Genomic DNA, 14,389 nt, shown 5'->3' with positions numbered 1-14,389 from the left:
AATTAGCTAATTCTGATGTCCGCCACGCGGAAAAGCACTGAAGAAAAATGGATGTGCCGTCGGCAAGCGACAGGAATTATACCCAAAATCGCATCACCTTTGTAACGCTTTGTTGAAAAATTACGACCGTTGCTCAAGTAGTCGCTGGTGAATAAACGCTATCAATACAGTGACTGTTTGTCCCATGAAGCAATCAAACGCTCAGGTTTGAAGCAAGCATCCACGCGTCCGGAAGATGCGAGCGCGTCTATCGTCTCTTGAGCAGGCTCTTCATCCGGTTGCGCAGCAGGCGGGCCATGTTGCGGGTCTCCCGGTAGAGATGCAGTTGCGAGGCCGCCTGGCGGGCGAGGCGGTCGGCGTCCGGCGTCAGGCCGATCACCAGCGTGCCCATCGGCTTGCGCTCGGTCCACAGCCTGCTCATCACCGGATGGTCGGGCACGGCACAGGAATCGGTCATCATGATGTTGGGGTCGTCGAGATGCTGCCTGGTTACCTCGATCATCAGCAGCGTGCCTGGCGAATAGCCGGCCAGTGTTTCGTCGTAGGCCGTCTTCCAGGTGTAAGCGACGCCGGCTTCGACGAAGACGATCAGGCACGCAATGGTGCGGCCGTCGAGCGTCAGCGAATGGATGCGACACAGGTCCTGTTCGGCCAGCCTGTGCACGGCCTCGCGGGCGAAGGCGGCGCGGTAGCGGTCGATCGCCATGGCCGTGCGCTCGCGGCCCTTCCAGCCGGCCGCCTCCAGCGTCAGGAAGCTCTCGATGGCGTGACGGATCTCGTCGGGGCCGCGCGCCACGACATGTTCAAGCTTGCCGAGGTCGCCCAGCCGCCGCTTGAGGCGGCGGAACTCGCGGTAATGGTGCGCGCGCAGCGAAGCCTTCAGATAGTCCTCGGCGTCGCGTTCGCTCTCGAGCAGCGGACGCTGGGCGTGACCGGTGGTGACCAGCATCAGGCCACGCGTCTCGGCCACCGTGGCAACCAGGCTCGCCACCGCGCCGTCGAGCCTGATGTCGGGCAGGACGAACACTTTCGGCAGCTTCAGATGCGGGCGCGACAGCATCGAGAAGAAATCCTCGACGACGCCGACCGGATCGTCGCGGTCGACCAGCGGAGTGCCGAGCGGACCGAACGGGCTCGACCATGTGCGCATGACCGGAACCCCGAGCGGCACCACCGGCCGCTCCACCGAGAACGGCACCAGAAGGCGTAGCCGGTTGCGGTATTCATCGCCGTCACGAATGACGGCCAGCCGCACCTCGCGGTCTTCCAGCCGGGGCATTGCGGGCGCCAGGAAACGCGGGTTGAAGAAGATGTTGGGCTCGATGGTGCGGGCGCACAGATAATCCAGCTCCTCGACGAGGTCGAACCCGGCTGACGCCGGATAGATGGCCAGTTTCCGCTCGGGCCGGTTGTTGGCGAGGATCTCGATATGGGCCGGGTCGGTGTCGCGCCCCAGTCCGGCAAGGCCGGACACCATGGCGCCGGCGGGGCCGCCGCTGGTTTCCTCGAGCAAGGGGATGGCGGCCATCACGCGGCTCCTTTGGCTGGCACGAAGATCGCCATGACGATGCCGAGCTTGCGCCAGACCGTGAAAGACAGCGCGCCGGCCTCGAAAATCATGGCGAAGGCGGTGGCCATGGCGGCGCCCCACAGGCCGAAAAGCGGGATCAGCACCACGTTGAGGCCAATGTTGAAGGCCAGCGTCATGGCATAGACGGCGGCGCAGACATTCTGGTTGCCGCTCATGGTGAGCAGGCTTTCGCACGGGCCGACGGCGGCGCGCGCCACGACACCGAAGACCAGCAGGAACAGAAGCGGATAACCCGATGTGAATTCGGGGCCGAACAGCATCAGCATCGGTTTGCCAAGCGCCAGCACCAGCAGCGCCATGGCGAGTGATGGCCAGAAGGTCCACGACACCGTCTCGCGGGCAAAGGCGGCAAGCTTTTCCGGCTCGCCATGGGTGAACTGGGCATAGCGCTGTGCGACGCCGGCCTTGACGGCGAAGTAGACGAAATGCACCAGCGCCAGTGTCTTGACCGTGGCGAAATAGACGGCGACGTCGTTGGGGTCCATATAGGCGCCGACCATCAGCACGTCGGCATTGGTGAGCAGGAAAAAGAAGCTTTCGACCAGGAAGATCGGCAGCGAGACGATGAACCATTGTGCGAAATGCACCTTCATCGGCCCGGCCGGAATCTGCCTTTCCATGCGCCGGGTGACGCCGATAAGCTGGGCGAGCGTGGTGACATAAGTGGCGGCGATCGAGGCGAAGATCGCGGTCTTCGCGTCGGGCGCGCAGCCGGCGAAAAGCATCAGCGCCATGAACAGCAGGATCAGCACAGGCCGTATCAGATAGGTCGGCGCCAGGGCGAACAGCGCCCAGCTGTTCGCCCTGGCCTGGCCTTGCAGCAGATCCGACAGCGCTATCATCGGCAGGCAGATGACGCCGAGGATGAACGGCACGACATAGTAGTTTTCGGTCCATGACGAGGCGAGCCACACGCCGAGCGCGCCGAGTCCGGCGATGACCGTCGAAGCGATCAGGACGAACAGGCGGCTGGCCACGACGATGCCGCGCAACTCGTCGATCAGGCCGCGCTCGCGGTATTCGGGAATGAAGCGGATGACCGAGGTGTGGAAGCCGAGGCAGGCGAGATTGCCGACGATGACCATGGTCACCCAGACAAGGACGAAGATGCCGTATTCGAACGAGCCCATCCAGCGTGCCATCAGCACCTGGCTGACGAAGGCGATGACGGCGCTGACGATCCGGATGGAGAAGGCGATGACCGACATGCGGCCGGCCTCGCCGCGCTCGTCGGCGGGGAACAGCACGGCGTCGACGCGGCCAAGCAACGGCTCCACGCGCAGCGCCAAACGCTGCGGCAAGAACCGCCCGGCTGTCGTGGCCGCGGAAAAGCGCACCCCGATTGTTCTCCGTTTTCCGCTTCTTTTCGGGCTTTGGTGTAGCGGAGACACCTTAAGAAAGGGTGGGTGGGAGAGGCATGCACAATGGGACGACCGGTGTGGGTTCCATGCCGCAAGCAGGAGACAGGCGATCTGTCGTTCCAACTCCCAGCCAAGCCTAAGAGCGGCGGGCTTCGCCGTGAGTTGCGACATAGTCGATCTCGGAACGGCTGATGCCGATGTCTTTCAGCATGAAATCGGGCATGGCCTCCAAGTGACGCCGCTCATGTCGGAGGCGCCGTCCGCGCGCCAGCCAAGCGAGGATGGCCATCAGCCGCCATGGTGGGGTGCGCAGCCTTGCCAGGAAGATAGCGATCTCGGGCATGATTTCTCCTCGCGACACGTGAAAGGCCTGCCGGCACTGTTCCGGCAGGCGGTGCCGTCAGTCGGCCTTTTTCATGGCGTCGCATGAGACATTCGGGTTCATGTCGGCGAAGGCGCCGGTCGGGTTCTGCTTCCAGGCCCAGACATGAAGTTCGTAGAAGGGGCCGAGGCCATAGCGGTTGGGGGCGCTGTCGAAGTTGAACAGCTGGCCTTCGAGCGACGCCGGACCCTTCGCGGTGATATATTCGACGGCCACCAGCTTCAGTGTGCCATCGGCCATCGGCTCGTACATCACGGCTTCCGGCTTGGCGAGGTCGACGGCATCGTCCTTAAGATAGGCGCTGTTGACGTAGTGAATGCCCATCGCGCCACCGGTGATGCCGCTGGCGCAGGGAATCGGCGCATAGCCCTCGGAGGTGGCCGCCGCGACATTCGCGAAGCGGCCGTTGGCCGCCCGCACCTCGGCGGCCAGCCGATTGCCACTCTCCGCAGATGCGGCGGTGGCGGCGATTGCCATAGTGGGCAACGCGGCAAAGCGCCAGAAATTGGCGTTCATTTTATCCTCCATTGGTTGTTGGTGACGCGCAGGCGGGCAGGACCGGCCAGTAAGGCCCTGCTGCCATGCCTGCGCGTTGGATTGGCAATTGCGGGACGGGGTCCGATCCGTCCCTCTCTAACAGGGCGGCGGTCTCATTGATGCCACCACCAGTATTCCCAGTAGTCCCGCCGCATCTCGTGCTCCGGCAGACCGACGTCCCGCCTTAAATAATCGTCTTGCGGTGGCAGGCGCCTGGGCCGGCTTCGCAACGGCGCGAGCAGCGCGGACACAATCCGCGATGCGAGACCAAGCCGGGAGGGTGCATGGTCGAACGCCACGATGGTGGCTGCCGTTTCGGGAGGAAACAGCACGGAATGCCGACACCCATTGTTGCCCAGGACAATCTCACGCTCATTGTTCCATCCTTGGTCCATAGGGTCAGCGATAAAAGTAAGGGTCCAGGACCCTCACCTCCGTGATCTTGTCCACCGGTAGCGAATTCTTCTGCGCCGTGCTGCGGATCGCCTCCGGCGAGGGGGCGTCGTAGATGCAGAAACTCTTGTTCTTGTCGGGCGATACGAAGGAGTGTAGCCAGGTGACCCCCTTCTCGGCGTTGCGCATGATGATGCCGCCGAGCGCCGTTGCGCCGACGTCGTTCGTCGGCACGTTGAGCCCGTCGGGGAATGTCCGTTCGATCAGATAGCGAGGCATGGAGTGTGGCTTCCTTTTGTGACTGATTCACGCTCGAAATGAGCGCGGTTGGAGAAAAATCACGATCGTCGAAAGCGCACATCGGAGCCTTTCCCCATATTGCGCGGGACGATTCCCTATGTTTTCGACGTTTGGTCTGGGAGCCACACTGCGGATACCGAAGCGGGGGTAATTTTGGAGAAGGGTCGAGCGACGACGAAACTTACGGGCCGGTGATGATGCTTCTGGAGCGGCAGGCACAACTCGATCAATTGGAGGAACTGCTCGCGGAGGCCGCGAGCGGTCGCGGCCGCGTGGCGGCATTGCTGGGCGAGGCCGGGGCCGGAAAGACGGCACTCGTCGAGGCGTTCGTGACCGGTGCCGGGCAGCACGTTTCCATATTCCGCAGCGCTTGCGAGGACCTGTCGATTCCCGATCCGCTGGGACCCCTCTATGATCTGGCCCGGGACGCGCAGTGGGCACTCCCCCGGGCAATCGATGACCGCCAAGGTCAGCGGCTGCCCGTGTTTTCAGACGCTCTCGAGGTTTTCGAGGCGAGGTCTCGGCCGGGTTTGCTGGTCATCGAGGATATGCACTGGGCCGACGACGCGACCCTGGATTTCGTCCGTTTCCTGGGCCGGCGCATCACCAACACGCACATGCTGGTGCTGTTCACTGCGCGCACCGACCGCAGCGAAGGGCAGATGCGCGCGCGCCGAGTGCTCGGCGAAATTCCAGCCGGCAATGTCCAGCGCATCGAAGTGCCACTGCTCAGCGAAGCGGCGGTGTTGTCGCTTGCCAAAGCAGCCAACCGCGACGGCAACGCAATCTATCGCGCCACCGCGGGCAACGCCTTCTTCGTCACCGAATTGCTGGCTGCCGAAAGCGAGATGGTCCTGCCGGCCAGCGTCCGCGACGCCGTGCTGGCGCGTGCCGAGCGCCTGTCGCCGGGTGCGCGCTCGATGCTCGACGCGGTGTCGGTGTTTCCACGCCGCGCCGATGCCTGGGCGCTGCGCGGCCTCTGTGGCGTCGCCAGCGCGGGCCAACTGGCGGAATGTGTCTCGAATGGCTTGCTCGACGATCTCGGTGATGGCTACGCCTTCCGGCACGAGATCGCCCGTCGCGCCATCGAGATGGCGCTGACCCCGAGCCATCGGCGCGAATTCAACCAACGCGCGCTTTCCGCACTGCAAGAAAACGCCGGGGTGGCTACCGCGAGGCTTGTGCACCATGCGGTGGAGGCCCAGAATCTGGAAGCGGTGCGCGAGCTTGCCCCGCTCGCAGCGCGCGAGGCCTCCCGCGTCGGCGCGCATCGCGATGCCGCCGGCTATTACGAAGTCGCCTTGCGGCATGCCGACAGCCTGCCGATGAGCGAGCGGGCGAGGCTTTACGAAGGATATGCGTTTGAATGCCATCTGATCGGCCGCATCGATGCGGCCATCGAGGCGCAGGGCCAGGCACGGCGATTGCAGCAGGCGCTGGGCGACACGCTCAGGGAGGGCGACAGCCTCAGATGCCTGTCGCGCTTCGCCTATCTGGTGGGTGACCGCGAACAAGCGGACCTGTTCGGGGCGCAGGCCGTGGAACTGCTGGAACAGGCGCCTGCCAGTCCGGAGCTTGCCATGGCCTATTCCAATCTCTCGCAGTTGGCGATGCTGGCCGAGAAGCTCGACGAAACACTGCTGCTCGGCGGCAAGGCAGTCGCTTTGGCCGAACGGTTGAACAAGCCGGAGATAATCTGTCACGCGCTGAACAATCTTGGCTCGGCCGAGCAGTGGCTTGACCTGGCCAAAGGTCGGCTGCATCTCGCCCGCAGTCTTGAAATCGCGCTCGTGCAGAATTTCCAGGAGCACGCGGCACGCGGCTTCACCAATTGCGCCTGCGCCGAAATGAACCAGCTCGATCTTGTGCGGGCGCAATCCTTTCTCGATCGCGGCATTGCCTATTGTGTTGAGAATGACCTCGCGACCTGGCGCGACTATATGCGGGGCGTGCAGGCGCAGCTGCTTTTGCGACGCGGCCTTTGGGACGATGCGGCCGCCATGGCTCTCGACGTCATCGACGATGGCGCAACGACGGCTCTGGTGCGTTACCCCTCCTTGGTCGCGCTGGCGAAACTGCGCATAAGGCGAGGCGATCCGGCTGGGCCGGTGCTGGAGGAAATGAAGCGGTTCCTGGATAGGGGAATGGAGCTGCAGCGGCTGGCACCTTACACGGCGTCGATGGCCGAACTGGCATGGCTTGGGCAAGGCGACGCCACTGAGGCGCTTCGCCTGATCGATCTGGCAGAACGCCTGTCGCCGACGAGGGCGATGTTCGCCGAGCTGGCCGTCTGGCGGCTGCTCTTGTCGCCTGAAAGCGACCCTGGCGATACGACCGGCATGGCGGAGCCTTATCGCCTGCTGCTCGCCGGCGACTGGAACGGTGCCGCAACGCTGTGGGCCCGGCTGGGCGCTCCGTTCGAACAGGCGCTCGCCCTGTTGCACGGCGACGAGCCGGCCCTACGCTTGGCCCTGGACATATTCGAAGGCCTCGGTGCCCGGCCGGTCGCCCAGCACGTCCGCGCCGTCATGCGGCAGAATGGCGTCAATAACATCGCAAGGGGACCGCGGCAGAGCACGCGCGCCAATCAAGCTGGCCTGACGCTGCGCCAGATGCAGGTTCTGCAGCTGATCGAACGCGGTTTCTCCAACAAGAGGATAGCCGAGCACCTGACCATCTCACCGAAAACCGTCGATCATCATGTCTCGGCGGTGCTGGGCAAGCTGGACGCCATTTCGCGTGGCGAGGCGACCGCCGCCGCGCGCGATTCCGGGCTGATCTGAGCAGGTAGGAATCGCGCCCGGATCAGAAACCCGGGAACGTGAGCCCCGCAGGTTTTCCTTACGCGAAAGCGCCGTGGCAGTGCTTGTATTTCTTGCCGGAGCCGCAGGGGCACGCTTCGTTGCGGCCGACCTTGCCCCAGGTGGCGGGGTTGTTGGGGTCGCGGTCTTCAGGGGCGACGATGGCGTTGCTTTCCTGGCGCACCAGAAGGGCGGTTTCGCCGCCTTCGAAATCGTTCTCGCCGGTGGTGCCGTCAATGTGGGTGCCGAACATGTCGGGGGCTTCCGGCGGCGGGGCCTCGGCAGCCTGGCGGACCAGCTCGACGCGCATCAGCTGCGCGGTGACGGCCTGGCGCAGATTGCCCAGCATCGCCTGGAACAGCTCGAACGCCTCGCTCTTGTATTCCTGCAAAGGATCGCGCTGGGCGTAGCCGCGGAAGCCGACGACCGAACGCAGATGGTCGAGGTTGACGATGTGCTCGCGCCACAGATGGTCGAGCGTCTGCAGCACCACCGAACGCTCGACATAGGTCATCACCTCGGGCCCGAAGCGCTCGGCGCGCTCCTTGGCGGCGGCGTCGGCGGCTTGCGTGATGCGCTCGCGAATGTCATCCTCGGCGATGCCTTCTTCCTTGACCCACTCCTCGATCGGAAGGTCGAGATTGAGGAATTCGGCGACCTCGGCCTTCAGGCCAGCGACATCCCACTGCTCGGCATAGGCGTTCTCGGGAATGGCCTTGGCGACGATCTCGTCTATGACGCCTTCGCGCATCTCGGCAATGGTCTCCGACAGGCCTTCGCCGTCCATCAATTCGATGCGCTGTTCGAACACAACCTTGCGCTGGTCGTTCGAGACGTCGTCATATTTCAGAAGATTCTTGCGGATGTCGAAGTTGCGCGCCTCGACCTTCTTCTGCGCCTTTTCCAGGGCCTTGTTGATCCAGGGATGGATGATGGCCTCGTCTTCCTTGAGGCCGAGCTTCTGCAGCATGCCGTCCATGCGCTCGGAGCCAAAGATGCGCATCAGATCGTCCTGCAGCGACAGGAAGAATTTCGAGCGGCCGGGATCGCCCTGGCGACCGGAGCGGCCGCGCAACTGGTTGTCGATGCGGCGTGATTCATGGCGTTCGGTGGCCAGCACGTAGAGGCCGCCGGCGGCCAGCGCCTTTTCCTTCAGGCGCTCGACGTCGGCATAGATTTCCTTTTCCCGCGCCTCGCGCTCGGGCCCTTCAGGCATGTCGCCCAGTTCCTCCGCGATGCGCATCTCGGCATTGCCGCCGAGCTTGATATCGGTGCCGCGGCCGGCCATGTTGGTGGCGATGGTGATGGCGCCGGGCTTGCCCGCCTGGGCGACGATCGCCGCCTCGCGCTCGTGATGGCGGGCGTTGAGCACCTCGAAATCCTTAAAACCTTCCTTGCGCAGCCGCTCGGCCAGTTGCTCGGACTTCTCGATCGAGGTGGTGCCGACCAGCGTCGGCTGGCCTTTGGCGCTGGCTTCGCGGATCTCCTTGACGATCGCCTTGTATTTTTCCTCGACCGTCCGGTAGACCTCGTCGTCCTCGTCCTTGCGGATGACCGGCAGGTTGGTCGGGATCTCGGTGACTTCGAGGCCGTAGATGTTGCCGAATTCCTCGGCCTCGGTCAGCGCCGTGCCGGTCATGCCGGAAAGCTTCTTGTAGAGGCGGAAATAGTTCTGGAAGGTAACGGAGGCGAGCGTCTGGTTCTCCGGCTGGATCGCCACATGCTCCTTGGCTTCGAGCGCCTGGTGCAGGCCTTCCGAATAGCGGCGGCCGGGCATCATGCGGCCGGTGAACTCGTCGATGATGACGATCTCGCCGTTGCGCACGATATAGTCCTTGTCGCGCTGGAACAGGCGGTGCGCCTTCAGCGCATTGTTGACGTGATGGACGATGGCGACGTTCTCGACGTCGTAGAGCGACTCGCCCTTGAGCAGGCCGGCGTCGCGCAGCAGGTTCTCGAGCTTCTCGGTGCCTTCCTCGGTGAAGATGGAGGTCTTCTGCTTCTCGTCGATCTCATAATCCTGCGGCTGCAGCTGGATGATGAAAGTGTCGATGGTGTTGTACATTTCCGAACGGTCCTCGAGCGGACCGGAAATGATCAGCGGCGTGCGCGCCTCGTCGACCAGGATGGAATCGACTTCGTCGACGATCGCGTAGTTGTGACCACGCTGCACCATCTGGGCGCGCTCGTATTTCATGTTGTCGCGCAGATAGTCGAAGCCGAGTTCGTTATTGGTGGCATAGGTGACGTCGGCGGCGTAGGCGACGCGGCGCTCCTCGTCGGACAGGCCATGGACGATGACGCCGACCGAGAGGCCGAGGAACTTATAGACGCGGCCCATCCATTCGGAGTCGCGGGTGGCAAGATAGTCGTTGACGGTGACGACGTGGACGCCATTGCCGGCCAGTGCATTGAGGTAGACGGGCAAGGTCGCGACCAGCGTCTTGCCCTCACCGGTGCGCATCTCGGCGATGCCGCCATTGTGCAGCACCATGCCGCCGATCAGCTGGACGTCGAAGGGGCGCATGCCGAGCACACGGCGCGCCGCCTCGCGGGCGGTGGCGAAGGCCGGGACCAGCAGGTCGTCGAGGCTGGCGCCGTTGGCAATGTCCTGGCGGAATTTTTCGGTGCGGCCGGCGAGTTCTGCATCGGAGAGCGCCCGCATCTCGTTTTCCATGGCGTTGATCGCCTCGACACGAGGCCGGGTCGACTTGACCCTGCGGTCGTTGGAGGAGCCGAAAACCTTACGGGCGAGACCGCCGAGACTGACCATCCAATGGTCCTTTCGATAGAATTCTCAATCTTGAGACGAGCGCCGGCCGGCCCCATCAAATCCACGTGAATGCGCCGCCTGAATACGGGCAACGCAAAAAGCGCCCGGAAAACGGTTCTGGACGCAAAGTCGTTGGACAGATAAGAGGGGGCTCAACTGATGTCAACGCCGCGCCGGCCCTGCCGGTCGCGCCAAATTCGGCCACAATCTGGCTGATCTGGAAGCCTCCCGTCCTTCACATCCTCATCGGAGTCATCTTAATGTCCTTGTTGTTCCGCCGTGCGTCGCTCGCCAGCCTCGGCTTGGCCGTCGGCCTGTCGGCTCTTTGCCTGTCGCCGCTGATGGCGCAGGAAACCGCACCGGCCCAGCCGGCACCGGCCGCACCGGCGGCACCGGTCGATCCGAATACCGTGGTCGCAACCGTCAACGGCCAACCCCTCACCGAAGCAGATCTCGTGCTTGCCGAAGGCGAGCTGTCGCAGCAGTTCGCGCAACTCCCGGCCGAGCAACGCCGCGCCGCGGCGCTTTCGGCCGCAATCGAGATACGCGTCATGGCCGCCCAGGCCGTCTCGACCGGTCTCGACAAGGATCCCGATTTCCAGCGCCGCATGGCCTTCCTGCAGCAGCGCGCGCTGCATGGCGAGATGGTCGAGAAAGGCGTCGTCGACAAGGTCACCGACGCCGAGATCCGCGCCCGCTACGACCAGGAGATCGCCAACACGCCGCCGGTCAACGAGGTGCATGCCCGTCACATCCTCGTGAAGACGAAGGAAGAGGCCGAGGCGATCATCAAGCAACTCGACGGCGGCGCCGATTTCCAGAAGCTCGCCAACGAGCACACATCGGATCCGAGCGGCAAGAACAGCGGCGGCGATCTCGGCTGGTTCGGACCTGGCCAGATGGTGCCGGAATTCGACAAGGCCGCTTTCGCGCTTGAGGTCGGCAAATACACCGAACAGCCGGTGCAGTCACAGTTCGGCTGGCATGTCATCAAGCTCGAGGACAAGCGCACCAAGCAGCCGCCGGCCTTCGACGACGTCAAGGACCAGGCCAAGCAGGCGGTCATCCGCGACAAGTATTTCGCGCTGGTCAAGTCGCTGCGCGCCGATGCCAAGGTGGAAATTCCCGACGCCAATTTGAAGAAGGCCGTCGATACGATGGAAAGCGCCAAGTAAGCCAGAACGGTTTCGAAAAAGGGCGCGGTTGCCAAAGGGCACCGCGCCCTTTTTGCGTCAGTTCAGCCGTTGGGCCCTTCTATGCCTCGCAGGAGGTAGGCGACCACCGTGCGGATCGTCGCCTCGTTCTCGTCGAGCCGGTTGGTCAGGAGCTGCCGCCAGGCATAGGAAGCCACCAGGTCGGCGGCCACACCCGGATCCACATAGGCCGCGACCTCGCCCCTTGCCTTGGCGCGCTCGATGATCTGGCCGGTGTAGGCCCGGCGCCCGCCTGTATAGCCGGCAAGGGCCGCGGCCGCCGTTTCGTCCGACTGCGCCTCGGCGATCAGCGACCTGAACACGCTGCCCGACGACGTCTCGCGCCAGTGCGCGAACAGGTTCTTGAGGAAGCCGACGAGATCCTCTTCCAGCCTTCCAGTATCGGGAACATCGACGCGTTTCTGGCGCTGGTAGACCTCCAGCAGCAGCGAGGCCTTGCTCGGCCACCAGCGATAGATGGTCGGCTTGCCGGCACGCGCCCGCCGCGCCACGGCCTCGATCGAGAAGCCGGCATAGCCGGCCTCGACCAACACCGCCTCGGCGGCATCGAGAATGGCTTCCGCGCTGTCGGGATTGCGCCGCGCACCAATGGATTTACGCGCCGTATCCGCCTCTTCGGCCATCCTGTCGCCCTCGCCGTCGGTTAGGCTGGCAATATAAGTGATCCGAGGATGAAACGAAACGGCTCGTTCTTGGCGGCTAACGCAGGAACATTTTGCCTGCCATGTCTCCTGCACGATGCGCAGGCGGTCATCGGTGCTGCCCAACTCCTGCCGCGCGCCCGCGCCGAGTCGCAACGGCTCCCAGAATACCAGGGCCAGGGTCAGAAGCTGCCCTTGGGAGGGATCGCAACCTGGGCAGGGCGGCGCCAACGAACTGCAACGGAGCCGGCTGCGAACCGGTCAAGGCCAATTCCGGTCCTCACGCGGCCACCAAAACGCCTTGCGCGGGCGCGCCGTATCGGGCAAACCGGCGTTTCTCCGCCGACTTTTCCCGTCCGAGGTTCCATGTCCACGACGATTTCGCCGCTCGCGCCGAAGAAATACCCCAAGATGCCTGAGATCGAGGGGGTGCGCATCGCCACCGCCGAAGCGGGGATAAAATACAAGAACCGCACCGATCTCCTGGCCATGGTCTTCGAGCCCGGCACGGCGGTCGCCGGCGTGTTCACAAAGTCGAAATGCCCCTCGGCGCCAGTCGATTTCTGCCGGCAGAACCTTGCCGCGGGCAAGGCCCGGGTGCTCGTCGTCAATTCCGGCAACGCCAATGCCTTCACCGGCAAGAAGGGCCGGGACTCCACCGCGCTGACGGGCGAAGCGGCGGCCAAGGCTGCCGGCTGCACGCCAGGCGAGGTGTTCCTGGCCTCGACCGGCGTCATCGGCGAGCCGCTTGACACAACCAAGTTCAGCCATCTGCTGGCTGGTCTGGTCAGCAACGGCAAGCCCGACCTGTGGACCGAGGCGGCCAAGGCCATCATGACCACGGACACTTATCCGAAGGTGGCGACGCAGACCGTCAAGCTCGGCGACACCGATGTCACCATCAACGGCATTTCCAAGGGCGCCGGCATGATCGCACCCGACATGGCCACGATGCTGTCCTTCGTCGCCACCGATGCGCCGATCGCCGCCTCCGTGCTGCAGGATCTGCTGTCGCGCGGCACGGCCAAGACCTTCAACGCGGTGACCGTCGACAGCGACACCTCGACCAGCGACACGCTGCTGCTCTTCGCCACCGGAAAGGCCGCCAAACGCGGCGCGCCGGAGATAACCGATCCCAAGGACGCCCGCCTGGGCGCATTCCGCCGTGCGCTCGGCAAGGTGCTGAAGTCGCTGGCGCTGCAAGTGGTGCGCGACGGCGAGGGCGCCCGCAAGCAGGTCGAAGTCACCGTCACCGGCGCGAAGTCGGCACGCTCGGCCAAGCGCATCGCACTCTCGATCGCCAATTCGCCGCTGGTCAAGACCGCGGTCGCTGGCGAGGACGCCAATTGGGGCCGCGTGGTCATGGCTGTCGGCAAGGCCGGCGAGCCGGCCGACCGCGACCGCCTGTCGATCTGGTTCGGCGATAACAGGCTGGCGCATGAGGGCGAGCGCGATCCGGCCTATTCGGAGGAAGCGACCTCGGCCTATATGAAGCGCGACGACATCCGCATCCGCGCCGATATCGGCATCGGCCGCGGCAAGGCGACCGTGTGGACGTGCGACCTTACCAAGGAATACGTCGCCATCAACGGCGACTACCGGAGCTGACGGACTTGGTTTCCAAACATCCGGCCAGCATGCTGGCGACAGTGCGCCGCTATGAGGCGGCCGGGTTTCGCGCCTGGCCCGCGGCGGCAGTCCATTATGATGGCACCTGGGTGGTGCGGCTGACGGCCGGACATCCGGCCAAGCGGCTGAACTCGGTCAATCCGCTCGATCCCGGCGACACCCAGCACATCGCTGACCGCATCGGCCGCGCCAGCCGCCGTTTCGATGCCTATGGCAGGCCGCTGACCTTCCGCATGTCGCCGCTATCGGGTCCGGATCTGGCCAGCCATCTCGACCGCGAGGGTTGGAGCCGGTTCGACGAATCGCTGGTGATGCGGCTGCCGCTGGCGGATGCGCAGCTCGACGCCGCCATGGACCAGATCCCGTTGAAGGACATCAGCCGCTTCATCGGCGCGTCGCTCAAGGTCAGCGGCTCGGACGCGTCGCTGCGGCCAGGCCTGTCGGAGATCATCGGCGCCATCCAGCCCGAGGCCGGGCTGTTCGCGCTCGAGGCTGGAGCGGAACCACTGGCGACGCTGATCTGTGTCCATGATGGCGATCTCGCCGGCCTGTTCGAGGTCGCCACCGACAAGTCGGCGCGCAACAAGGGCCACGGCCGCAATCTGATCCTGTCAGCGCTGAAATGGGCGCGGCTGCGCGGCGCGCGGGAAGCCTGGCTGCAGGTCGAGGCCGGCAATGTGCCGGCGCTGGCGCTCTATCATTCGCTCGGCTTCAACGAAGTCTATCGCTATCATTACCGCCGGCCGCCTGTTCATGGGTGAAATCGG

Annotated in this window: 11 protein-coding genes; 4 read left to right on the top strand and 7 right to left on the bottom strand. The window is 64.3% G+C overall.

What is annotated here, in order from left to right:
• Positions 1 to 247: 247 nt before the first annotated feature.
• The 5 genes from FJ964_RS26345 to FJ964_RS26320 all read right to left on the bottom strand — a co-directional run bounded on the left by FJ964_RS26345 (position 248) and on the right by FJ964_RS26320 (position 4,543).
• Positions 248 to 1,528 carry a GNAT family N-acetyltransferase gene (locus FJ964_RS26345; RefSeq protein WP_140553222.1) on the bottom strand — a complete coding sequence of 427 codons (1,281 nt, stop codon included), beginning with the start codon at positions 1,526 to 1,528 and terminating at the stop codon, positions 248 to 250.
• A complete protein-coding gene (locus tag FJ964_RS26340) occupies positions 1,528 to 2,928 on the bottom strand; it encodes a lipopolysaccharide biosynthesis protein (RefSeq protein WP_140553221.1) in 1,401 nt (466 codons plus the stop codon). Before FJ964_RS26340 ends, FJ964_RS26345 begins: the two co-directional genes overlap by 1 nt.
• A 160-nt stretch (positions 2,929 to 3,088) precedes the next feature.
• A complete protein-coding gene (locus tag FJ964_RS26335) occupies positions 3,089 to 3,295 on the bottom strand; it encodes a DUF1127 domain-containing protein (protein WP_140553219.1) in 207 nt (68 codons plus the stop codon).
• 57 nt (positions 3,296 to 3,352) lie between these two features.
• Positions 3,353 to 3,850 carry a hypothetical protein gene (locus FJ964_RS26330; RefSeq protein WP_140553217.1) on the bottom strand — a complete coding sequence of 166 codons (498 nt, stop codon included), beginning with the start codon at positions 3,848 to 3,850 and terminating at the stop codon, positions 3,353 to 3,355.
• Between the two features lie 420 nt (positions 3,851 to 4,270).
• Positions 4,271 to 4,543 (bottom strand): DUF4242 domain-containing protein, encoded by a 273-nt coding sequence (locus tag FJ964_RS26320; protein WP_140553214.1) that lies wholly within the window; start codon positions 4,541 to 4,543, stop codon positions 4,271 to 4,273.
• 215 nt (positions 4,544 to 4,758) lie between these two features.
• Here FJ964_RS26320 and FJ964_RS26315 point away from each other — a divergent pair, with 215 nt between their 5' ends.
• Positions 4,759 to 7,347, top strand: a complete 2,589-nt coding sequence (locus FJ964_RS26315; RefSeq protein ID WP_224713224.1) for an AAA family ATPase — start codon at positions 4,759 to 4,761, stop codon at positions 7,345 to 7,347.
• Positions 7,348 to 7,405: 58 nt separating this feature from the next.
• On the opposite strand, the gene secA is transcribed toward FJ964_RS26315, so the two are convergent.
• Positions 7,406 to 10,138, bottom strand: a complete 2,733-nt coding sequence (gene secA, locus FJ964_RS26310) for a preprotein translocase subunit SecA (protein WP_140553212.1) — start codon at positions 10,136 to 10,138, stop codon at positions 7,406 to 7,408.
• Positions 10,139 to 10,398: 260 nt separating this feature from the next.
• Here secA and FJ964_RS26305 point away from each other — a divergent pair, with 260 nt between their 5' ends.
• Positions 10,399 to 11,313 carry a peptidylprolyl isomerase gene (locus FJ964_RS26305; RefSeq protein ID WP_140553210.1) on the top strand — a complete coding sequence of 305 codons (915 nt, stop codon included), beginning with the start codon at positions 10,399 to 10,401 and terminating at the stop codon, positions 11,311 to 11,313.
• A 62-nt stretch (positions 11,314 to 11,375) separates the two neighbouring features.
• On the opposite strand, the gene FJ964_RS26300 is transcribed toward FJ964_RS26305, so the two are convergent.
• Positions 11,376 to 11,975 carry a TetR/AcrR family transcriptional regulator gene (locus tag FJ964_RS26300; protein WP_140553209.1) on the bottom strand — a complete coding sequence of 200 codons (600 nt, stop codon included), beginning with the start codon at positions 11,973 to 11,975 and terminating at the stop codon, positions 11,376 to 11,378.
• A gap of 384 nt (positions 11,976 to 12,359) precedes the next feature.
• Between FJ964_RS26300 and argJ the strand changes: the two genes are divergently transcribed.
• Positions 12,360 to 13,601 (top strand): bifunctional glutamate N-acetyltransferase/amino-acid acetyltransferase ArgJ, encoded by a 1,242-nt coding sequence (gene argJ, locus FJ964_RS26295; protein WP_140553207.1) that lies wholly within the window; start codon positions 12,360 to 12,362, stop codon positions 13,599 to 13,601.
• Between the two features lie 29 nt (positions 13,602 to 13,630).
• Complete coding sequence (locus FJ964_RS26290; RefSeq protein WP_140553350.1) at positions 13,631 to 14,383, top strand: GNAT family N-acetyltransferase; 753 nt, start codon at positions 13,631 to 13,633, stop codon at positions 14,381 to 14,383.
• Positions 14,384 to 14,389: the final 6 nt, after the last annotated feature.

Source organism: Mesorhizobium sp. B2-3-2, assembly GCF_006442295.1.
In the GTDB taxonomy this organism is placed as follows: domain Bacteria; phylum Pseudomonadota; class Alphaproteobacteria; order Rhizobiales; family Rhizobiaceae; genus Mesorhizobium.
Note: the sequence above shows the minus strand (reverse complement) of the source record. Positions and strands in the feature narration are given on the sequence as shown.